16 protein-coding genes are annotated in these 21,671 nt (G+C 71.4%); 10 read left to right on the top strand and 6 right to left on the bottom strand.

The annotated features are described in order from the left end of the window. Positions 1-48 precede the first annotated feature (48 nt). The gene (locus tag Vau01_RS40260; RefSeq protein WP_204005010.1) at positions 49-1,515 is read right to left on the bottom strand and encodes a TIGR03560 family F420-dependent LLM class oxidoreductase; all 1,467 of its coding nucleotides are present in this window, start codon (positions 1,513-1,515) and stop codon (positions 49-51) included. Positions 1,516-1,524: 9 nt separating this feature from the next. Continuing rightward, entirely contained in the window at positions 1,525-2,040 is a 516-nt protein-coding gene (locus Vau01_RS40255) for a PaaI family thioesterase (RefSeq protein ID WP_204005008.1), read from the bottom strand. Between the two features lie 56 nt (positions 2,041-2,096). Between Vau01_RS40255 and Vau01_RS40250 the strand changes: the two genes are divergently transcribed. Further along, positions 2,097-2,573, top strand: coding sequence for a winged helix-turn-helix transcriptional regulator (locus Vau01_RS40250; RefSeq protein ID WP_204005006.1), 477 nt, complete (start codon positions 2,097-2,099; stop codon positions 2,571-2,573). A 9-nt stretch (positions 2,574-2,582) separates the two neighbouring features. Continuing rightward, positions 2,583-3,221, top strand: a complete 639-nt coding sequence (locus Vau01_RS40245) for a TetR/AcrR family transcriptional regulator (RefSeq protein WP_204005003.1) — start codon at positions 2,583-2,585, stop codon at positions 3,219-3,221. Here Vau01_RS40245 and Vau01_RS40240 read toward each other — a convergent pair. Together Vau01_RS40240 and Vau01_RS40235 are read right to left on the bottom strand one after the other, a co-directional pair. Continuing rightward, positions 3,193-4,362 carry an acyl-CoA dehydrogenase family protein gene (locus tag Vau01_RS40240; protein ID WP_204005001.1) on the bottom strand — a complete coding sequence of 390 codons (1,170 nt, stop codon included), beginning with the start codon at positions 4,360-4,362 and terminating at the stop codon, positions 3,193-3,195. The two genes, Vau01_RS40245 and Vau01_RS40240, sit on opposite strands and share 29 nt — an antisense overlap. Positions 4,363-4,603: 241 nt before the next feature. Next, complete coding sequence (locus Vau01_RS40235) at positions 4,604-6,871, bottom strand: TRAP transporter permease (RefSeq protein ID WP_204004999.1); 2,268 nt, start codon at positions 6,869-6,871, stop codon at positions 4,604-4,606. Positions 6,872-6,919: 48 nt separating this feature from the next. On the opposite strand from Vau01_RS40235, the gene Vau01_RS40230 reads away from it, so the two are divergent. The 4 genes from Vau01_RS40230 (at position 6,920) to Vau01_RS40215 (ending at position 12,879) form a co-directional block, all read left to right on the top strand. Beyond that, positions 6,920-7,939 carry a serine hydrolase domain-containing protein gene (locus Vau01_RS40230; protein WP_204004996.1) on the top strand — a complete coding sequence of 340 codons (1,020 nt, stop codon included), beginning with the start codon at positions 6,920-6,922 and terminating at the stop codon, positions 7,937-7,939. Further along, positions 7,936-9,369 (top strand): hypothetical protein, encoded by a 1,434-nt coding sequence (locus tag Vau01_RS40225; RefSeq protein ID WP_239152239.1) that lies wholly within the window; start codon positions 7,936-7,938, stop codon positions 9,367-9,369. The genes Vau01_RS40230 and Vau01_RS40225 overlap by 4 nt, the downstream gene beginning before the upstream one ends. 92 nt (positions 9,370-9,461) lie before the next feature. Continuing rightward, complete coding sequence (locus tag Vau01_RS40220; protein ID WP_204004993.1) at positions 9,462-11,012, top strand: serine/threonine-protein kinase; 1,551 nt, start codon at positions 9,462-9,464, stop codon at positions 11,010-11,012. A 70-nt stretch (positions 11,013-11,082) separates the two neighbouring features. Next, complete coding sequence (locus Vau01_RS40215; protein WP_204004991.1) at positions 11,083-12,879, top strand: PAS domain S-box protein; 1,797 nt, start codon at positions 11,083-11,085, stop codon at positions 12,877-12,879. 1 nt (position 12,880) lies between these two features. Here Vau01_RS40215 and Vau01_RS40210 read toward each other — a convergent pair whose 3' ends face one another. Beyond that, entirely contained in the window at positions 12,881-13,567 is a 687-nt protein-coding gene (locus Vau01_RS40210; protein ID WP_204004989.1) for a DUF305 domain-containing protein, read from the bottom strand. Positions 13,568-13,685: 118 nt separating this feature from the next. Here Vau01_RS40210 and Vau01_RS40205 point away from each other — a divergent pair, with 118 nt between their 5' ends. Both Vau01_RS40205 and Vau01_RS40200 read left to right on the top strand, forming a co-directional pair. Further along, positions 13,686-15,191 (top strand): LVIVD repeat-containing protein, encoded by a 1,506-nt coding sequence (locus Vau01_RS40205; protein ID WP_204004987.1) that lies wholly within the window; start codon positions 13,686-13,688, stop codon positions 15,189-15,191. Positions 15,192-15,251: 60 nt separating this feature from the next. Continuing rightward, entirely contained in the window at positions 15,252-16,514 is a 1,263-nt protein-coding gene (locus Vau01_RS40200) for a L,D-transpeptidase (protein ID WP_239152238.1), read from the top strand. 16 nt (positions 16,515-16,530) lie between these two features. On the opposite strand, the gene Vau01_RS40195 is transcribed toward Vau01_RS40200, so the two are convergent. After that, complete coding sequence (locus Vau01_RS40195) at positions 16,531-18,762, bottom strand: MMPL family transporter (protein WP_204004985.1); 2,232 nt, start codon at positions 18,760-18,762, stop codon at positions 16,531-16,533. A 165-nt stretch (positions 18,763-18,927) separates the two neighbouring features. Here Vau01_RS40195 and Vau01_RS40190 point away from each other — a divergent pair, with 165 nt between their 5' ends. Together Vau01_RS40190 and Vau01_RS40185 are read left to right on the top strand one after the other, a co-directional pair. After that, on the top strand, positions 18,928-19,644 hold the full coding sequence (locus Vau01_RS40190) for a TetR/AcrR family transcriptional regulator (protein WP_204004983.1): 717 nt from the start codon (positions 18,928-18,930) through the stop codon (positions 19,642-19,644). 74 nt (positions 19,645-19,718) lie between these two features. Further along, a complete protein-coding gene (locus Vau01_RS40185) occupies positions 19,719-21,671 on the top strand; it encodes a putative bifunctional diguanylate cyclase/phosphodiesterase (protein ID WP_204004981.1) in 1,953 nt (650 codons plus the stop codon).

Below are 21,671 nucleotides of genomic sequence, written 5' to 3'. Positions count from 1 at the left end.
GACCCACGTCACCCGTAGCCATGCCCACCTGGCGCGGAAGTTACACGGTCATCGAAAAGCGCCGATGACGTCGGAGAATGCGCCGAGCGGCGCCGGGCCGGTGAGGTCCGGGAGCCGCACCATCACCTCGCGGACGCCGGCGTCGGCCAGTTCGCGGAACCGGCCGACGTGGTCGGCCACCGTTCCGGCGTGCACGCTCGCCGCGTACGCGGCCGCCGACCGGTTCCGCGGCTTGAGACGGTTGACGGCGTCGGCCACCTCGGCGTCGGTGCGGCCGACCAGCGTGGTGGAGAGGTGGGTCAGCGCGACGTCCCGCTCCGTTCCGGCGCAGTGCGCGGCGAGCACCCGCGCCTTGCGGCGCACCGTGGCGACGTCGCCGAACACGTTCGCCGCGTCGGCGTACGTCGCCGCCAGCTTCAGCGTGCGGCGCTCACCGCCGCCGCCCACGATGAGCGGCACGTGCTCCCGCACCGGGCGCGGGTAGCACATCGTCTCGGGCACGCTGAGGACCTCGCCGTGGAACGGCTTCGAACCGGGTCCCCACAGCACGGGAAGCAGGCGCAGCGCGTCCTCGAAAAGCTTGTATCTTTCCGGGACGCTCGGGAACGGCCAGCCGTACGCGCGGTGCTCGGCCTCGAACCAGCCCAGCCCGAGCCCGCACACGGCGCGGCCGCCGCTCAGCACGTCGAGCGTGGCGACGATCTTGCCCAGGTGCGCCACGTTCCGGTAGGTGACGCCGGCGACCAGCGTGCCCAGCTCGACCCGTGACGTGACGGCCGCGAGGTGGGCGAGCGTCGTGAAGCTCTCCAGGAAGTCGTCGAACGGTCGGCCGATCTGCGGGATCTGGCGGAAGTGGTCCATCACGTAGATCGCGTCGAAGCCGGCGGCCTCGGCCGCGACGGCGATCTCGCGCAGCGCTTCGCCGGTGGGCTTCGCGAACCCGCCGAACTCGCCCAGGTGCAGGCCGAACCGCAGGCCCGTCGGGTTCTCGTGCTGCCGGGCCGCGGCGGCCGGTGCGTCGACGAACGCCGCCGGCACCACCCGCACGGGTTCGGGTCTCAGCACCGCGTCGAAGCCTTCGTCCGGGAGGCTCTCGCGGACTCTTGGCCAGGCCTTGAGCTGCGCGGTGAGGACGTCGGCGGGGATGCGTTTCGTCGCGCGGGCGCGGTTGCGGGCGCGGCACTCGGCGGCGGGCGTGTCGAACGCGACCACCACGCAGGGCATGCCGTTCGCTCTGGCCACCGCCAGGTAGCGCTCCCTGCGGACGGGGTCGAGGCCGAGCGTGTCGATCACCGTCGTCAGCTTGCGCTTGAGTCTCCGGTCGACGACGTCGTCGAGGACGGCGAACGCGTCGGCGCTCGCGGTGATGTCGTCCTCGCCGGTGCCCACGAGGGCGCGGAGGGCGTCGCTGCCGATCACCGCCGACGGCGGGAAGTGGGCCGCCGCCCACGTGGACTTGCCCGCCGCGCCCGGCCCGACGAGCACGACGACGCAGGGATCGGGCAGGTTGCGCACGCTCGTACGTTACTGGTTCGGCGGCACCTCGAAGATGAGGCAGCTGCTCTGCGCGGTGGCCACGAGCCGGCCCGCGGCGTCGGTGAGGCGGGCCTCGGCGAGCGCGGTGCGGCGTCCCCTCGAAACGACCGTCCCGACGCAGCGCAACATCCCCGACGCGACCGTGACCGGCTTCAGGAACTTGGTGCTCAGGTCGATGGACGTGTAACCGAAACCGCGGGGGAGCGTCGAGTGCACGGCGCAGCCGGTGGCGGTGTCGAGCAAGGTGGCCAGAACGCCGCCGTGCACGGTGCCGAGCGGGTTGTAGTGGTACTCGGCGGGCTGCAGTTCCGCGACGACGCGTCCCTCTTCGGCGGTGATCGCGCCGATGCCCAGCATGTGGGTGACGGGCGGCTTGGGCAGGTCGCCGCGGCCGATCGCCTGGAGGAACTCCAGCCCCGACAGTTGGCCGACGCTCTGCGCGGTGCGGGCCGGGTCGTCCCATTCGAAGGTTCGGGTCCGGGTCTCTTCCCGCGTCTGCGTCATGGACGCAGAATCACCCGGGGTTGCTGGGTCTGTCAACAAGACTTAGCCTTTCTCACATGCGCGAGCTTCCCGCGGCCCTCGAGTGGTCGGCCGACAACTGCACCGTCGGGCGGGCCCTGGCGATCGTCGGTGAGAAGTGGACGTTCGTGGTGCTGCGGGAGATCTTCATGGGGGTGCGCCGGTTCGACGACCTGCGAGTGCGGACGAACATCCCCCGCCAGGTCCTCACCGACCGCCTGTCGCGGCTGGTGGAGCACGGCATCCTGCGGCGCGAGCCCTACCGCGACCCGGGCAGCCGGGTCCGGTACGAGTACCGCCCCACCGACAAGGGCTTCGACCTCTTTCCGGTGCTGCAGGCGCTGCGCGAGTGGGGCGACCGCTATCTCGCCGACCCGGCGGGCGGCCCGTTGACCACGGTCCACCGCGACTGCGGTGCGCCGGTGAACCTGGTGCTCCGCTGCGCGGACGGCCACGAGATCGACAAGATGCGCGAGGTGGTCGGCCGTCCGGGTCCCGGCGCACTGCGCCGTTAGGCTCCTTTGGTGCCGCGTCCCCGTACCCCGTTGCTCTCCCGGGAGCTCATCGTGGCCCGGGCGTCGGCGATCATCGATGCCGAGGGGTTGGCCGAACTCTCCACCCGGCGGCTGGCCCGCGAGCTCCGGGTCAGCGCGCCGTCGCTGTACAACCACTTCCGTACCAAGGAGGAGATCCTCGACGCCGTCGCCGACGCCATCGTGGCCCGCGTCGACCTGTCCATGTTCGGGCAGCTGCCGTGGCCGGCCGCGCTCACGGCCTGGGCGCGCGCCTACCGGGCGGTGCTGGTGGCCCACCCGCACGCGGTCCCCCTGATCGCGCGCGGGCCCGGCCGGCGACCGGCGGCGCTCCGCCTGGCGGAGACCGTGTTCGGCGCCCTCGTCGACGCCGGCTGGCCGCCCCGCGACGCGACCAGCATCGGTGCGGCGATGCGGTACTTCGTGGCCGGGTCGGCGGTCGGGTCGTTCGCGGGCGGGTTCCCGGCCGACGCGTCCGTCTACGCCGCCGACTACCCGCACCTGACCGACGCGCACCTCCTTCACGGGCGCTCGGGTGAAGTGGACGAGCGGGCGTTCGAGGCCGGGCTCTCGGCGTTGGTGGCCGGTTTCGAGGCCCGGTTCAGCTCAGATGGCCGCCGATCGTCGTGAAGCCGCGGAGCAGGTCGCGCGAGATGATCAACCGCTGCATCTCGTCGCTGCCCTCGTAGATGCGCAGCAACCGCACCTGCCGGTACCAGCGCTCGATCGGCAGCTCCCGCGTGTAGCCCATGCCGCCGTGGATCTGCATCACGCGGTCGACCACGTCGTTGGCCATGCGCGCGCCCCACAACTTCGCGATGGAGGACGCGTGGCGCGCGTCCCGGTCCTGGTCGACCGTCCAGGCGGCGTGCAGCACCAGCCACCTGGCACTTTCGAGTTGAACCTCGGAGTCGGCGATCATCCACTGGATCGCCTGCCGGTCGGCGATCGGCTTGCCGAACGTCACCCGGTTCCGGGCGTGTTCGACCGCCATCTGCAGGGCGCGCTCGGCGATGCCCAACGCGTGCGACGGGATGATGTAGCGGCCCCGGCCGATCCACCTCATCGCCAGCTCGAACCCCTGGCCGGGCTCGCCGAGCACGTTGGCGTTCGGCACCCGGACGTTGTCGAACACCAGGGACGCGGGACCGCCCTCGCCCATGGTCTGGATGAACTCCGACGTCCAGCCCATCTCGCGGTCGACGAGGAACGCCGTGGAACCCTTGTGGGCGCCCTTCTCCTTGTCGGTGACCGCGATGACGATCGCGAAGTCGGCGTCGTCGCCCTGGGTGATGAACGTCTTCTCGCCGTTGATGATCCAGTCGTCGCCGTCTCTCCGGGCCGACGTGCGGATGCTGCTCGGGTCGCTGCCGGCACCCGGCTCGGTGATCGCGAAGCAGGAGATGCGGTCGCCCTCGATCGTGGGGATGAGGTATTCCCGCTTCTGTCGCTCGTCGGCAAAGTAGAGGATGTTGTCGGCCTCGCCGCCGAACCGGAACGGCACGAACGTGCGTCCGATCTCGGTCCAGATCAAAGACTGGGTGACGGCCGGGAGCGCCATCCCGCCGTACTCTTCGGGCGTGCCGATGCCCCAGAAGCCGAAGCTCTTCGCCTTCTGCTGAAGCGCGACGACCTCGTCGCGCGTGATGCCGGGCTCGCCCCGGCGCTCGCGCCGCAGCACCTCGGGCTCGAGCGGCACCACCTCTTTGGTGATGAAGGTGCGCACCGTGTCGCGGATCGCCCGCTGCTCGTCGCTGAGTGAGAAGTCCACGCCACATTATTGCACTGCGAATGCACGAACTCCTAGCCCCCGTTCCCGTGGTGCTTGTCGCGCCCACCCCAACGAGTCGATCTTGCAGTTGTGGTGCCCCCCAAACGGGGGCGAATACGGGCGAAGACGGCACCACAACTGCAAGATCGACGCCGGAGGGTGGCTCTCGGTCGTCGATCTTGCAGTTGTGTTCGCCTTTTTGCGTGGCTTGTTCCGTTTTGGGGCGAGCACAACTGCAAGATCAGCGATGGGCGTTGGTCATGCGGGTGGTGATGAGGGCGGCTGCCAGGAGGAGCGCGCCGATCGCGGTGGCTAGCGGGGTGATCCAGAGCAGCGCGCAGCCCGCGACCGCGGCGAGCACGCGCACCGGCGTCCCGGCCGGGCCGATGCCCAGTGCCCAGCCGCCGGCCGCGATGGCCAGCCCGACCACGGCGGCGGCCGCCGCGGCCAGGGCGTACGCGATCTCGCCGGGGCTGCCGTCGCCGATGAGGGCGGAGCCGGTCGGCGCGGCTACGAACGCCAGCGGCACCAGGTACGCCGGCAGCGCGTAGCGGAGCGTCTGCCACATCGTCGGCACGATGCGGCCGCCGGTGACCGCCGCCGCCGCCACCGAGGCCAGCGCCGTGGGCGGGGTCGCCTCGGAGAGCACCGCGAAGTAGAAGACGAACATCGCCACGGCCGGGTCGGGGACGCCGAGGTCGATCAGTGCCGGGCCGATGATCACCCAGCCGATGATGAAGGACGCGGTGACCGGCACCGCCAGGCCGAGCAGGGTCAGCGCCACGGCCGCGAAGAGCGCGGTGAACAGCCGCACCAACGTCGGGTCGGTAGCGATCGCCTCGGCCGCCCGCACCAGGAGCGACGCGGCCTGCGGGCCGAGGCCGGTCTTGGTGGTGCTGGCGGCGATCACCCCCGCGGCGGCACACACCGCCACGACGGGCAGCACCCCGCGGACGCCACCGGCCAGCGCCCGCCAGAGATCGCCACCCGCCCGGACGACGGCCGCCCGGGCAACCCGGAGCCCCGCGCCACCGCCGGCCGCCCCACCAACGCCGGTCGCCGCGCCACCGCCGGCCGCCCTGCCAACGCCGGCCGCCGCGCCAACGCCGGCCGCCGCGCCAACGCCGGCCGCCTCGCCAACGCCGGCCGCCTCGCCAACGCCGGCCGCCTCGCCATCGCCGGTCGCCCCGCCGGCATCCCGGTCATCGGCGTCGTAGGTCCGGCGGGCGCGAATGGCCGGGCGGGCGCGAATGGCCTGGACCGCCATCTCCACCGCCCAGCCGGCCAGCGCGAGCAGGGTGGCGTACACGACCGCCAGCGTCGCCGGCACGTCGAGGGCGAGCAGCACGATGATCGCGATCAGCGACCCGAAGTGGTACCCGAACCGGGCCAGCAGCCGCCACACCGACGGCGTCAGCACCTCCACCGACCGGGCCGACGAGCGGCGGGCGTCGATCTCCACCGCCAGCAGGATGCCCAGGTAGTACAGGATGGTCGGGATCACCGCCCAGCCCAGCACGTTCAGGTAGGACACACCGAGGTACTCGGCGATGATGAACGCGGCGGCGCCCAGGGTCGGTGGGGACAGGATCGCGCCGACGCCGGCCGCGGCCAGCATGCCGCCGGCGCGTTCGGCGGGGTAGCCGGCGCGTTTCAGGATCGGCCAGGTGACGGCGCCGACGCTCACGGTCGTCGCGGCGCCGGAGCCGGAGACGGTGCCCAGCAGGAAACCGGCCGCCACGGCGGTGCGGCCCGGTGCGCTGGACGAACGGCGGAACGCGGCCACGGACAGGTCGACGAAGAACTTGCCGGCGCCGGCCAGGTCGAGCACCGCGCCGTAGATCGTGAACAGCACGATGTAGGTGGCGGCGACGTCGAGCGGGGTGCCGTAGAAGCCGCTCGGCGAGTTGTAGAGCGCGTCGACGATCTCGTTGAAGTTCAGGCCGGCGTGCGCGATCTCCCAACTTTGCGGCAGATAACCGCCGTAGTAGCCGTACGCGAGGAAGATCAGGCAGACGAACGGCAGGATCCAGCCGGTGGTGCGCCTCGTCGCCTCCAAGATCAGCAGCAGCAGGATCGAGCCCATCACGGTGTCGACCGTGGCGAGTTCGCCCTGCCGGTCGAGGAAGGCGTTGTAGCCGCCGCCGACCGGCAGCACCGGGTAGAGGCAGGTCACCAGCGCCAGCGCGGCGAGCACCCAGTCGGCGGGCGAGGGGCGGTCGGGGTCGCGCTGGGGAAGGCCGGAGCGGTACAACAGAAAGATCAACGGCAGGGTGACGCCGAGGAAGATGATCAGGTAGTACTGGCTGCCATAGCTCAGGGGCCGGAACGTCTGCCACAGGGCCAGCACCGCGACGCCCACCGCGACGATGTTCACCAGCGTGGCCGTGCGGCCGGTCAGCCGTCGTCCGGGCTTCTCCTCGTCGGTGGCGACCGCGAGCTCGTCGGTCTTCTTGACCAGGGAAACCTTGGGCCGCGCCGCCTCGTCGATCGGCGCCTGTCCATGCATGCGATCACGCTAACGGCCCGGGCGGGCCGGTGCACGTAGGCTGCCGACATGGTGCCGGTCGGCGGGAACACGCAGCCGCGGTTCGCGCGCGTGCGCAAGGCGTTCGAAGAGCTCGGTGACGCGGGCAGCGGCCTGGCCGTGGTGCACGACGGCGAGGTCGTCGTGGACCTGTACGGCGGTTGGCGCGACGCCGCCCGCACCGAACCGTGGACGCCCGACACGCTGGTGCACGTCTTCTCCGTGGGCAAGGCCGTGGTCGCCGCGGCCCTGGTGCGGCTCGTCGGCGAGCGCCTCGACGATCCGGTGGCCGCGCACTGGCCCGAGTTCGCGGCGCACGGCAAGGGCGGGACGACCGTGCGGCACGTGCTCGCCCACGCCGCCGGCCTGCCCGCGTTCCCCGCGCCGGTCGCGGATCCCGGTGACTGGCACGGGCTGTGCGCGCTGCTCGCCGGCGCCGAACCCGAGTTCCCCGCCGGCACCGCCGTCGCCGAGCACGCGATCACGTACGGCCACCTGGTCGGCGAGCTGATCCGCCGGATCGACGGCCGGATGCCGGGGGAGTACCTCCGGGCCGGGTACGCCGGCCTCGACTTCGCGCTCGGGGCGACGCCGGACGAGCAGGCCCGCACCGCCGAACTGGAGTACACCGAGCCCGGCTGGCCGGAGCGGACCGTCGGCCCGCCCGGCTCGTACCGGCGGCGCGTGCTCGACAACCCGCCCGGCTGGCTCGCGCTCGACGTCCTCAACTCGGCGACCTGGCGGCGGGCGCAGGTGCCGGCCGTGAACCTGCACACGACGGCGCTGTCGCTGGCGCGGTTCTACGCCGGACTCACCGGCGAGATCCGCACCGTGCAGGTCGCGGGGGAGGACCGGCTGCTGCAGCGGCACGTCAACTGGGGGCTGGGCGTGCAGGTCGAGGAGACCGGCGAGTTCGGCATGGGCGGGATCGGCGGCTGTGACGCGTTCGCGAACCCGGGACGCGGGTACGCCTACGCGTACGTCACCCGGTGCCTGGGTGACTTCGACCGGTCCGAGCGTCTGATCGAGGCTCTGGAGGAGTGCCTGTGAACAGCGGTGTGCAGGTTCCCGAATCCGGCGACGGCAAGCGGAGCACCTCGGCGCTCGGCCGCACCGTGGTGGCCGACGCGCTGTCGGCGGTCGACCCGGTGGGCGCGCGCGGCGTGCGGTCGGAGACGAGTTGGCGGCAGGCGTACATCGTCCACTTCCGGCGGCTGGTCGAGGCCGGGCTGGACAGCCGCGACGCCGCGCTGTCGATCGCCCGCGACGGCCTCGACTCGCTGTACCGGCACATGACCTATGACGACAAGCCGATCGGGGAGCTCGGCGGCTTCGACGGCGACCCGCTCGGCACCCGCACCGTGGCCGGTGCCGGCGAACCACAGCGCGACCTCGTCGTCCCCTACCGCGGCGACCGCCTCACCGGTGACGACCTGCACCGCCAGCTCGACCGGTGGATCGCCGACGGCATCGTCGAGCCGTCGTTCGTGGAGGCGATCCGGGCCGTCATGGCCAACCCGGACTGGCTCGACCTCACCGACCGGCGGGTGGTGGTGCTCGGCGCCGGCGCCGAGATGGGTCCGCTGATCTCCCTGTTGCGCTGGGGCGCCGACGTGGTCGCCGTGGACCTGCCCCGGCCGGCGGTCTGGGAACGGGTGCTCGGCGTCGCGGCCCGGCACGCCGGAAACCTCACGGTGCCGGTCCACCGGGACACCAAGGACCTCGCCCAGGGTGCCGGCGCCGACCTGGTCTCCGACCTGCCCCGCGTGGCGGCGTGGATCACGGCGATCGACGGCCCGCTCGTGCTGGGCAACTACGTGTACGCCGACGGGGCCACCAACCTGCGCGTCTCGATGGCGGTGGACGTGCTCACGACGTCCCTGATGAAAGAGCGACCGGAGACGGCGCTGGCCTTCCTCGCGACCCCGACCGACGTCTTCGCCGTGCCAGCCGAGGCGGTCGCCGAGGCCGACCGGCGCTACCGCGACCGGAGCGGTCTCGGCCGGCTGAAGCGGCCGGTGCGGCTCCTCAGCGGGGGCCGGCTGCTCAGCCGCAACTACCCGCCGGGCGCCGAGCCCGGCGTGCACGACGCGCTGGTGCCGCAGCAGGGCCCGAACTACGCGCTGGCCAAGCGCCTGCAACGGTGGCGGGCCGCCGTGGCCCGCGACGCCGGGACGGCCGTCTCGCTGAACGTCGCGCCGGCGACCCGGACCCGGAGCGTGGTGCGGAACCGGGCGCTCGCCGCGGCCTACGCCGGCGCCCACCGGTTCGGGATCGAGGTGTTCGAGCCGGCCACCAGCAACACGTTGATGGCCGCGCTGCTCGTGCACGACCTGCGCGCGCCGGTGCCGGCTCATGATCATCCGTGGCGGGACGAGGCGTACGCGGCCGCGCACGGCGGGCTGTGGCGGCAGGCGTACTCACCCCGGTCGGCGCTCGGCCTCGCCGTGTTCCTCGGCCTCGGATCGACGAGAGGCTAGATCTCAGTTCCACCCGCGGGTGGACCGAGTTTCGTTCTCGAGGGGCCGGGGTACGCGATCATCGGTCCGAGGCGGCTCGGCTGGGGGGTGCGGTGCGCACGCTGGGTAGGCGGTACCGGCTCGAGAAGGAGCTCGGTACCGGCGGCATGGCGGTGGTCTGGCGCGCGCAGGATCTCGTTCTCGGCCGGCAGGTGGCGGTCAAACTGCTCGGGCCGAGTTTCAGCGGGCGGGAGTCCCGCGAACGCATCAAGGCCGAGGCCCGGGTCGCGGCCCGGCTCGCCCACCCGAACGTGGCCGGCGTGTACGACTTCGGCGAGTCGCGCCAGGGACGGCGCGGCAAGGTGCCGTACATCGTGATGGAGCTCGTGCACGGCGACACCCTCGCGGTGCGCCAGGAGAGCGACACGATGCACTGGCGCACGGCGGTCGGCATCGCCGCCGAGGTGGCCGCCGCGCTCGCCGCCGCGCACGCGAGCGGCGTGGTGCACCGCGACGTCAAGCCGGGCAACATCATGCTCGCCCGCACCGGGGTCAAGGTGGTCGACTTCGGCATCGCCGCCGCCGTCGGCGAGCTCGACGATCATGGCGACGAGCTGCTCGGCACGCCGGCCTACGTCGCGCCGGAGCGCTTCGTCGGGCGTCCGGCGGCGCCGGCGACGGACGTCTACGCGCTGGGCATCCTGCTCTACCAGTGCCTCACGGGGTCCCTGCCGTGGCCGGCCTACACCGCGACCGACCTGGTCACCGCGCACCGCGAGCTGCCGCCGGCGCCGCTGCCGCCGATACCGGGCCTGCCCGACGACGTGGCGGAACTGTGCGACCAGTGCCTGAGCAAGGACCCGGACGAGCGGCCGTCGAGCCTGTACGCGGCGGTGGTGCTGGGTGAGGCGGCCGGGGTGGCGGTGACGCTGCCGGCGGTCGGTTCCATGGAGGCGGCTCCGTTGACGAACCCGGCCCCGCGCGCGGCCTCGCGCGCCGCCTCCCGCGCGGCCTCCCGCGCCGCCTCGCGGCCCGCGCGCCGCGCCGCCGGCCCGGCGGTGGGTGACGCCGGTGCCGCCGGTGACGCGGGTGACGCCACCCAGCCGGTGCGGCCCCGACTGCCGCACCGCCACCGGCTGGTCAACAGCTACCTCTCCGAACGCATCTCGATCGGGCGGTTCTCCATCCGCCGGGTGGTCGCCAGCGCCGGGCTCGCCGTGATCGTCGGGCTGGCCACGCTGGGCGCGGCCGTCGCGGGTGCCCGGGTCGCGCAGGACCGGGCGGAGGGACCGTCGGGTGCGGCGGCGACGCCGAGCGGCGGCTGCGCCACCCGGTACGTGGCCAACCCGGCCAGCGGCGGGACGTTCACGGCCGAGATGGCGATCACGAACACCGGCCGGGCGCGGCTCGACGCCTGGTCGCTGGAGTTCGCGCTGCCCGTCGGCCAGCGCATCACCGACGCCGGCGGGCTGCGCTTCGACCAGCGCGGCGAGGACGTGACGCTGCACGGCGACCGGCCGTTGGAGGCGGGTGGCACCCGGCAACTGGCGTTGACCGGTACGGCGTCCGCCGGGCCCGTTCCGCCCACCCGGTTCACCCTCGACGGCGCACCGTGCACCCCGTCGGCGGGCGGCACAGCGGTGGTTCCGCCACCCGCACGGTGAGTTCCGGGTCGTGACTGTCCGCCCGTGCGGGTGATAGACATCCACCTGTGTGGTTGGTAGACCAAAAGTGGTGAAGCCCGCTGACGCACCCGTACCCGGGAGGATCGTTGCTGCCTACGTGATCCCGATGGTGGTGGTCGGCGCTCACCTGCTCGTAGTTCCGGAGTGGGGCGGTGCCGGCTGGCCCCTGATCGGCGTCATCGGCGCGGTCGCGGTGGTGGTCGGGGTGCATCGCAACCGGCCGGCCCGGCGGTTGCCCTGGTACCTGCTCGGCGGAACGATCCTCTGCGGTGCCGTCGGCGACGCGCTGTACGCGCTCGACGGCCAGCGGGAGGGCATCTTCCTCACCCTGTCCGACACCACCTACATGCTGATGGTTCCGCTGGTCACGGGCGGTCTGCTCGGGTTGACGCGGGTCAGCGTGGTGCTGCGGGACCGGCTGGGACTGGTCGGCACGCTGACGGCCACCTGTGCCATCGGCCTGATCGTGTGGGTGCTGGTGGCGAGCCCGGTGCTGCGGCACAGCACGCTCGCCGCCGCCGACCGGTACTCGATCGCCGGGTTCCTGCTCGGTGACCTGCTGATCCTCGCCGTCGCCGGCCGGCTGGTCCTGGCGATGCCGCGGAACTGGTCGGTCATCCTGATCATGATCGGCGCGGTGGCCAGCCTGGCGGGCGACATCGCGTACGCGTTCGCCACGATGGCCGGCCAGGGCTGGGAGGACGGCCCGGCCAACATCGGCTACCTGGTGCTCTACGGTGCCTGGGGCGCGGCGGCGCTGCACCCGTCGATGGTCGACCTCACGACGCCGCTGCCGCCCCGCACCCCGGGCATGAGCCGCCGCTGGATGGTGCTGATCGCGGTGTCGCTGGCGGTGCCGCCGGTGATCCTCCTCATCGAGTCGTTGTCCGGCGGCATCGTCGACGGCGTGATGATCGCGATCGTCTCGGTGGGGATCTACGTCCTGGTGTTCACGCTGCTCGCCGACGTCGTGGGCGCGCACCGCCAGGCCGTGCTGCGGGAGACCGGGCTCCGGCAGGCCGGCGGCGCGCTCGTCGCGGCCACCGCGCAGGCCGAGGTGTTCGCGGCGGTGCGGGTCGCGGTCGCCGGGCTCATGCCCAAGGGGACGCAGCACAGCGTGTTCCTCGCCGGTGAACCCGTCGAGGGGGCGACCACCCGGATCGTGCCGGTGGCCGACCTGGCCGCCGAGGCGCAGGCCGAACTGGCCGGTTTCGCCGACGCGCTGGAGTGCCCGATCCTGCCCCGGCCGCGCGGTGCGGTGGATCCCGGAAAGGTGGGCGGTGCCGTCACCATCGGTGCCGACCGGCGGGTCCTGCTGATCGCGCGGGACGCCGTGGAGGTGCTGGCCGCCGAGGCCCGGCTGGCGCTGGAACGGATCCGGCTGACCGAGGCCATCAACCGCCGCGACAGCGACAACTACCTGCGCACCGTCATCCAGAACACGAGCGACGTCGTGCTGGTGGTCGACGAGGACGACACGATCCGGTACGCCAGCCCGGCGCTGGGCCGCGAACTGGGCCTGCCGCTACCGCCGTCGGGCCGGCTCAGCGACCTGGTGACCGACGACGAACTCGCCGGCATCGAGCTGACCATCGCGCAGGCCCGCGACAACAGCGGCCCCGACGGCGTGCGCGACACCTGGAACCTGCGCCGCGCCAACGGGAGCCGCGTGGTGGTCGAGGTGAGTTGCCGCGACCTGCGCGACGACCGAATGGTGCGCGGCTACGTCCTGACGCTGCGCGACGCCACCGTCGAGAGCCAGCGCCACGAGGAGGAGATCCGGCAGGCGCTGCGGACCCGGCCGGCCGGCCAGAACCGCCACAACTCGTCGAACAAGTTCCGCTGATCTATGCGGGGAACGCCTCGCGCATCCGGTTGATCTCGACGGTCTGCTCCGTCGCGATGTTGTTGGCCATCTCGCCGATCTGCTCGTTGCGGCCGGCGCCCAGCACGTCGGTGGCCATCTTCACAGCGCCCTGGTGGTGGCTGATCATCAGGTCGATGAAGAGGCGGTCGAAGGCGTCGCCGCGGGCGGCGGTGAGGTCCTTGATCCGGTCGGCCGACTGCATGCCCGGCATCGTCGCGTGATCGTGGCCGGGGTCGTCGAACGGCAGTCCGCGGGCCGCCAGCCAGCTCCGCATCACCGCGATCTCGGGTAGCTGGGCGGCGCGCACCCGGTCGGCGATCGCCAGGATCTGGGGGTGGTTGGTGCGGCCCGCCGCCAGGACGGCCATCTCCAGCGCCTGCGTGTGGTGCGGGATCATCATCCGCATGAAGTAGACGTCGGGCAGGTTGTAGGCGGTGCCGTCGGGCACCGTGAGCTCGTTCGACATGACCGTCGACGCCGACTCGCCCGGCCGGCCGGGCACCACCACGGGAACCGGCGAGGTCGACGGTGTCTTCGATGCGCTCACGCCCGTCTCCCCTGAACCGCCGCCGCCCGCCGTGGCCGCGACCGCCGCGACGACGAGCGCGGCCGCACCGGCTGCGACCGCGATCAGCAGGCGGCGGTTCGGTCGGTGCGGGGTGGGCATCTCGCCACGCTATCCGCCCATCGACAAACTTTGTTCAGTGACCCAGGTCACACCCGCCCGGGGGATCGAAGGAGAGCGATAGCCTGTCCTAACCTTGCTCTCAACAAAGGGGTTGATCATGCTCGCTACCACCCCACGAGGGCTGCGACGACTGAGATCCTTCGGCTTCACGGCAAGCGCCGCCGTCGTGGTCGCTCTCGGTGCCGTAGCTCCGGCCCTCACTCCTGCCGCGGCCAGCCCGACCACAGACGACTGCGTCGCCGACGTCGTCTCCACCGTCTGCCTGCCCAGCGGCGAAGCGGTGTCGATCGACACCTCGGCGGCCGACATCCCCGGTGTCGACGAGATCCGCAGTTCACCGAACATGCGCCTGGTCACGAACCGGCCGAAGCTCGGCCCGGCCGCCACCGCGACCAACTCCGACATCGCCTTCCAGGGCAAGTACGCCTTCGCCGGCAACTACAACGGCTTCACGATCTACGACATCTCGAACCCGCGGAGCCCCGCCGAGGTCAGCCTGGTGTCGTGCCCCGGCTCGCAGAACGACGTCTCGGTCTACGGCAACCTGCTGTTCCTCTCGACCGACTCGCCGCGCTCCGACGACTCCTGCGCGAGCACCGCGACCTCTGCCACGATCAAGGAATCGTGGGAGGGCATGAAGATCTTCGACATCAGCGACAAGAGCAACCCGCAGTACATCAAGTCGATCGAGACGAACTGCGGCTCGCACACCCACACGCTGGTGCCCGGCAACCGCGGAAACGTCTACATCTACGTGTCCTCGTACGCCCCCGACGCCACGTTCCCGGACTGCCAGCCGCCGCACGACCTGATCTCGATCATCAAGGTCCCGGTGCGCAATCCGACCGCGGCGGCGCTGATCTCCACCCCGGTGCTGTTCCCGGACGGTGGCAACCCCACGGGCAACTACAGCCGCGTCACGTCGGGCTGCCACGACCTCACCGCGTACCCGGTGAAGAAGCTCATGGCCGGTGCCTGCATGGGTGACGGCATCCTGATCGACATCGCCGATCCCGAGCAGCCGCGCGTCATCAGCCGCGTGCGTGACACGGTGAACTTCGCGTTCTGGCACTCGGCGACGTTCAACCAGCTCGGCACGAAGGTCGTCTTCACCGACGAACTCGGTGGCGGCACGCAGGCCCAGTGCACCGAGGCCGCCGGCCCGACCCGTGGCGGCAACGGCATCTACGACATCGTCGGCCGCGGTGACAGCCGGCAGCTCGTGTTCAAGAGCTACTACAAGATCCCGCGGATCAACGCCGCCACCGAGAACTGCGTGGCGCACAACGGCTCGATCGTGCCGGTGATCCTCGGTGACCTCATGGTGCAGGCGTGGTACCAGGGTGGCGTCTCGGTGTTCGACTTCACCGACTCGTCGCGGCCGCGGGAGATCGCCTGGTGGGAGCGGGGTCCGATCTCGGACACCGCGCTCGTCACCGGCGGCGCGTGGTCGGCGTACTGGTACAACGGCTACATCTACTCGAACGACATCACCAAGGGGCTCGACGTCCTCGAGGTGACCGACTGGCGGGTCTTCACCGCCAAGATCAACCGGATTCCCGAGCTCAACACCCAGACTCAGCCGTCCTACTGGGGCTGGTAACACCCGGTAGTGGAGTGACTGCCCCGTTCGTCTCTTGGGCGAACGGGGCAGTATGGGTTGGTGAGCCGAACTCAGATCCGACGGGCGATCGCCGCGGCGGCCGCCATCACCGTGGTGCTGGCCGGCGGCGCGGCCTGCTCGAAAGACAAGAACAGCTGGAACGGACAGGGCGGTGACGACGGCGACAAGAAGGCCGCCGTCGACCTGGCCGTCACACCGGCAGAGGCCGCGACCGACGTACCGGTCTCGGCGGAGATCGAGGTCAAGGCCACGGGGGGCAAGGTTTCGGAGGTGACGCTGGCCGACTCCACCGGCGCGGCCGTCACGGGCGCGATGCGCGCCGACGGGACGTCGTGGGTGCCGGCGTCGCCGCTCAAGTACACGACGCAGTACAAGGCCGTGGTGAAGGCCGCCGACGAGAAGGGCAAGGCCGTCGAGAAGACGGTCAACTTCACCACCATGGCCCGCCCGGGCAACCGCATGGGCGCCCAGATCTTCATGTCCGACAACATCCAGACGTACGGGCAGGCCATGCCGATCGTCGTGGAGTTCCGCAACGGTGGGGTCAAGGGCAAGGACCAGAAGGCCATCGTCGAGAAGCGGCTGTTCGTCACCAGCGAGCCGGCCCAGGAGGGCGTCTGGCACTGGGACAGCGACATCCAGGTGGAGTACCGGCCCAAGGAGTACTGGCAGCCGGGCACCCAGTTGAAGGTCCGGCTCGGGCTCGGCGGCCTGCCGCTCGGCGACGGCCGGTTCGGCGAGACCGACATCACGATCAAGGCCGGCATCGACAAGGTGCGCCGCTCGATCGAGGTCGACAACGCCACCAAGCAACTGGTGGCCACCCAGGACGGCCAGGTGGTCAAGCAGATGCCGGTGAGCCTCGGCAAGACGGCCAACCCGTCGATGTCGGGCACGATGGTGATCATCGAACGGCTGGAGAAGACGGTGTTCGACTCCTCCACGTACGGCGTGCCGGCCAACTCGGCCGACGGGTACCGCACCGACATCCAGTTCGCCGAGCGCCTCACCTGGAGCGGCCAGTTCATCCACGCGGCTCCGTGGTCAGTTGCCGACCAGGGCAAACGCAACGTCTCGCACGGCTGCGTGAACGTGGCGACCGACAACGCCGCGTGGGTCTACAACTGGACCCGCGTCGGCGACCCGGTGACCGTCAAGGGAACCGAGGAGAAGCTCCCCGGCGGCGACGGCTGGACCGCGTGGAACCTGTCGTGGGAGGAGTTCCAGAAGGGCAGTGCGCTGCAGAAGTCCGGCACGCCGGGCAGCGGAACGGGCGTGACGCCCAGCTCGTCGCCGAGCTGAGCGCCACGCACGCTTTCTAGACGAGGGCTGGCTCCTTCTCGGCCACCGGCAGGTGGTCCTGGGGCCGGCCCTCGACGTTGAACTCGGGCAGGCGCTTCGCCAGCCAGCCCGGCATCCACCAGTTGGCCTTGCCGAGGATGTGCATGACGGCCGGCACCAGGAGCAGGCGCACCACCGTCGCGTCGATCAGGATCGCGGCGGCCATGCCGACGCCGATCACCTTGAGGATGACGTCGGGGCTCGGGACGAACGCCGCGAACACCGCGATCATGATCGCCGCCGCCGCGGTGATGACGCGACCCGTGCCGGCCAGGCCCTCGGTGACCGCGCGGCGGTTGTCGCCGGTGCGCACCCATGCCTCCCGCATCCGGCTGACCAGGAAGACCTCGTAGTCCATCGACAGCCCGAACAGCACCGCGAACATCAGCACCGGGACGAACGACGGCAGCGGGGTCTCGGTGTCGATGCCGATCAGCTGACCGGCCCAGCCGCCCTGCAGGACGTAGGCCACCACGCCGTACGCGGCGGCCACCGACAGCAGGTTCATCGCCGCCGCCTTGAGCGCGACCGCGACGCTGCGGAACGCGACCAGCAGGAGCAACATCGACAGCAGCACCACACCACCGACGAGCAGCGGCAGCTTGTCGGCGACGTTCTCGGTGCTGTCGATCGAGGTGGCGGTCAGGCCGCCCACGTAGGCGTTCGAGCCGGTGCCGGGGATGACGTCGTCGCGCAGCCGGTGCACGAGGTCCTCGGTGCCGGCGGCCTGCGGCCCGGTCGTCGGGATGACCACGACCACGGCGGTGTCACCGGCGGGGTTGAGCCGGGCCGGCGCGACCGCCGCGACCCCGGTCGTGTCCTTGACGGCCTGGCTGAGCCGGGTGAGCGCGGCGTCGGTGGGGTTCTCCATCACCAGCACCAGCGGGCCGTTCGCGCCCGGGCCGAAGGCCGCGGTCTGCATGTCGTAGGCCTGCCGACCGGACGTCTCCGCCTGGGCGTTGCCGGCGTCGGGGAAGCCGAAGCGGACGCCGAGGAACGGTGCGGCGAGCGCGAGCAGGATGGCGACGCCGGCACCGGCGGCGAGCAGTCGGTGCCGCTCGATCAGCCCGCTCCAGGCCAGCCAGCCGCGGCTCGGCTCGACGTGACCGTTGACCGCAACTTCAGTGCGGCGGCGGCCGATCGGGAGGCGCAGCCGGTCGACGTGCCGGCCGAGGTAGCCGAGCAGCGCCGGGAACAGCGTCATGCTCGCGACCATCACCACGAAGACCGCGAGGATCGTGACCAGCGAGGCGCCACGCATGAACGACAGGCCCATCGCGAACAGGCCGAGCATGCTGACCATCACGCTGCCGCCGGCGACGAGCACCGCACGCCCGGCGGTGTCGAGCGTGGCCACGGTGGCCGCCTCGGGGTCGAGGCCGGCCGTCCGCCACTCCCGGAACCGGGTGACCATGAGCAGCACGTAGTCGATGCCGATACCGATGCCCATCATCGTGGCCAGCGAGGTCGACCAGTCCGGCGCGTCGACCAGCAGCAGGAGCACGCCGGTGAGCATGCTGCTGACGGCGAGCCCGGCGACCGCCACGAGGATCGGCAGGCCGGCGGCGACCACGGTGCCGAACGTGATCAGCAGGATCAGGGCGGCGGCCAGCAGGCCGATCATCTCCGAACCGACCTCGCCCTGCTCCGCCTGCTGCACCGGCTGGCCGCCGAGGGCGACCGTCAGGCCGTCGGTGCTGGCGGCCTTCGCGGCGTCGAGCAGCCGCTGGGTGTCGGCGACCGGCATGTCGTCGGGGTTGGTGACGTCCAACCGGATCTGCGTGACGAGCGTGCGCCCGTCCGGTGAGATCGACCCCGGCGTGGTGTAGGGATCGGGGACGCCCGCGACGTGCGGCAGGCCCTTCATCTCGGCGAGCAGGCCGTCGACCGCAGACTTTGCGGCCTCGACGCCGCCGTCGGCGCGCACCACGAAGTCGATCGTGGCGCCGGACTCGCTCGGGAAGCGGTTCTCCAGCAGGTCCTGCGCGGCGCTCGAGTCGGAACCGGGCGCCGAGTAGTCGGCGTTGAAGTCGCCGCCGAAGGCCACCGAGAGGCCGACCGCGATGGCCAGCGCGGCGAGCCACGCCAGCAGCACGCGGCCGCGGCGCCGGTAGGCGACCCGGGCGATCCGCCCGAGCGGGCCGGGTTCGGCCTTGGCAGCCGCGTCACGCGACGGCGGCTCCGGGCGGTTGGGCGCGAGAGTGGACATGATCCCCGTCCTTGGGTCGTCGTTACGTCATTTAACGTCACTTGAGTTACGATGCATAACCAACACGACGCCGCATCACTTGTCAAGTGTCTTCACGTCTGTGATGATGATTAACGCAACGGTCTTCTGAGAGGATCCTGAGAAGACCTGAGAGGACGAACAGGTATGTCCGCCGCCCCCCGCCCCGCCCCCCGCCGCGAGCGTGCCCGTGCCGCCACGATCGACGAGATCAAGCACACCGCGCTCGACCTCATGCGCAGCAGCGGCTCGATCGACATCAAGTTCACCGACATCGCCCGCGTGATGGAGCTCACCCCGCCGGCGCTCTACCGCTACTTCGCCGATCGTGACGCACTTCTCAACGTCCTCATCGCCGACGCGTACGTGGCGCTCGGCGCCGCCGTCGCCGCGGCCCGCGACGCGGTGCCGGTCGCGGACGTGTGGCGCCGGTTCCTGGCGATCGCGCAGGCGTACCGCCACTGGGCCCGGTCCGAGCCGCAGTTGTTCACGCTGATCCTCGGGATGCCGGTCGCCGGCTACGAGGCGCCGGAGGACGGGCCGACCACCGAGGCCGCGCAGGGCGCGATGCGCGAACTGTCGCGGGTGTTCGTCGACGCCAACCGGCAGGGCAAGCTCGGCGAGCCGATGATCTCGTCGGACAACGAGGACCTCGTCGAGCACAAGAAGGAGAAGCACCACGAGGCCGAGGAGATGTCGGCGGGGCATTTCCAGGCCATGCTGCACTGCTGGGCGTCGCTGCACGGGTTCACCACGTTGGAGGCGTACGGCCACTTCGACTGGCTCACCGAGAACGCCCGCGACGGCCTGTTCGTCGACCAGGTGGCGCTCGCCGCCCGGGCCGCGGGGATCTCAGTACCCTGACGTTCGTCTCAACCGGGCGCGGCGTGCGCCGATAGGGCCGTTGACTGTCCCCGCCGCGAGGAGTGAGACGCCCGATGGCACCGTCGCACTGGGTTGGCCGCATCGCGTGGGTCGGCCTGGTCGTCACCGTGCTCGTCATCGGGGCGGGCACGTTCGTCGCCGGGTTGAGCGTGCGCGAGCAGACGAACACCACCGCCACCGAGTCCGACCTCGACGGCGCCTACGACGACGCGGCCGACGCGGTGGCCGCGGAGATCGCGATCGAGCGCAAGTACCAGTTGCGCCCCGACCCCACCCTCCGCACCGAGTTGAAGGTCGCGCAGGACAAGCTCGACCGGGCACTGACCGAAGTGGTGGAGTACGGCACCGGTGCCGACCTCGACATGGTCACCGAGCTGCGCAACGCGCACATCCTGCTGAACCGGAGCATCCAGCGGATGATGGAGGCGGCCGACGCGGGCGACCGCGCGATGGCGCTGCGGATCGAGACGAACGAGCTGGCGCCCGCGTTCGACACCATCCACACCCTGATCGTCGAGGCCGGCGAGAAGAGCGAGGCGACCGCCGACAAGGCCGTCAACGACCTGCAGCGGATCGAAGCGATCATGTTCGTGACGATCGGCGTGATGTTCGTGCTGGGGCTGGCGTTGATCGCGGGCTGCATGGTGCTGATCTCGCGGTTCCAGCGCCGGCTGGTCGAGCAGGTCGAGGCCAGTCACCACCAGGCCACCCACGACGCGCTCACCGGCCTGCCGAACCGGGTGCTCTTCGCCGACCGGCTCGGCCAGGTGCTGTCGTCGGGCCGCCGGAACGGGACGTCGGTGGCGGTGATGCTGCTCGACCTCGACCGCTTCAAGGAGGTCAACGACACACTCGGCCACCGGTACGGCGACGACCTGCTGCGCAGCGTCGCCGAGCGGCTCGGCGGGATGCTGCGGGAGTCCGACACCGTCGCCCGGCTCTCCGGTGACGAGTTCGCGGTGCTGCTGCCGGGGGTCGACGCGGCGGCCGGCCGGGAACTGGCTGACCGGGTGCTGCAGGAACTGCACCGCAGCTACCTGCTGGGCGACGTCACCGTCGACATCGAGATCAGCATCGGCATCGCGGTCGCGCCCGAGCACGCCGACGCGGTCGAGGACATCATGCGCTGCGCCGACCTCGCGATGTACAGCGCGAAGGACGCCAAGACCGGCGTGGTCATGTACGACCCGGGAACGCTGGTGCACCAGCCGAGCCGCCTGGTACTGCTGGGCGACCTGCGCCGGGCGCTGGACCGGACCGACGAACTGGTGCTGCACTACCAGCCGAAGGTCGCCCTGAACATGGATCAGGTGTGCGGCGCGGAGGCGCTGGTGCGCTGGCACCATCCGGTGCGCGGCATGGTGTCGCCGGCCGAGTTCATCCCGATCGCCGAGAGCACCGGCCTCATCAACCGGCTCACCGTGCACGTGCTGGCGTTGGCGTTGCGGCAGGTGCGGCGGTGGCTCGACGACGGGCACGAGATCCCGGTCGCGGTGAACCTCTCGCCGCGCTGCCTGCTCGACACCTCGTTGCTCGACACGGTGCGGAACCTGCTGACGCGGTACGGGGTGCCGGCGCGCATGTTGCGGTTGGAGGTCACCGAGACGGCCGTGATGGGGAATCCGGCGCTCGCCCTCGCCACGCTGACCGGGCTGCACGAGCTCGGCGTGCGGCTGGCCATCGACGACTACGGCACCGGCTACTCGTCGATGGCGTACCTGAAGCGGCTTCCGGTGGACGAGTTGAAGGTCGACCGGTCGTTCGTGCTGAACATGACCGCGAGCGACAACGACGCCATCCTGGTGCGCAGCGCGATCGACCTCGGGCACAACCTCGGCCTGACCGTGGTGGCCGAGGGCGTCGAGACCGACCAGCACGTGGAAGCGTTGCGGCACCTGGGCTGCGACATCGCGCAGGGCTACCACTTCGCCCGTCCGATGCCGGCCGAGGACGTGGTCGAGTGGCTGCGGACGAGCGGCCGGCAGACCCGCGTCGCGGTCGGATAA

The sequence above is a fragment of the Virgisporangium aurantiacum genome (assembly GCF_016863635.1).
Classification (GTDB): domain Bacteria; phylum Actinomycetota; class Actinomycetes; order Mycobacteriales; family Micromonosporaceae; genus Virgisporangium; species Virgisporangium aurantiacum.
This window is presented reverse-complemented; position numbering and strand designations above follow the sequence as displayed.

What these genes read in the sequence shown, in the direction of transcription:
- Vau01_RS40255 (WP_204005008.1), bottom strand. Translation starts at nt 2,040, where the DNA reads ATGACGCAGACGCGGGAAGAGACCCGGACCCGAACCTTCGAATGGGAC.
- Vau01_RS40250 (WP_204005006.1), top strand. Translation starts at nt 2,097, where the DNA reads ATGCGCGAGCTTCCCGCGGCCCTCGAGTGGTCGGCCGACAACTGCACC.
- Vau01_RS40235 (WP_204004999.1), bottom strand. Translation starts at nt 6,871, where the DNA reads ATGCATGGACAGGCGCCGATCGACGAGGCGGCGCGGCCCAAGGTTTCC.
- Vau01_RS40230 (WP_204004996.1), top strand. Translation starts at nt 6,920, where the DNA reads ATGGTGCCGGTCGGCGGGAACACGCAGCCGCGGTTCGCGCGCGTGCGC.
- Vau01_RS40210 (WP_204004989.1), bottom strand. Translation starts at nt 13,567, where the DNA reads ATGCCCACCCCGCACCGACCGAACCGCCGCCTGCTGATCGCGGTCGCA.
- Vau01_RS40205 (WP_204004987.1), top strand. Translation starts at nt 13,686, where the DNA reads ATGCTCGCTACCACCCCACGAGGGCTGCGACGACTGAGATCCTTCGGC.
- Vau01_RS40195 (WP_204004985.1), bottom strand. Translation starts at nt 18,762, where the DNA reads ATGTCCACTCTCGCGCCCAACCGCCCGGAGCCGCCGTCGCGTGACGCG.
- Vau01_RS40190 (WP_204004983.1), top strand. Translation starts at nt 18,928, where the DNA reads ATGTCCGCCGCCCCCCGCCCCGCCCCCCGCCGCGAGCGTGCCCGTGCC.
- Vau01_RS40185 (WP_204004981.1), top strand. Translation starts at nt 19,719, where the DNA reads ATGGCACCGTCGCACTGGGTTGGCCGCATCGCGTGGGTCGGCCTGGTC.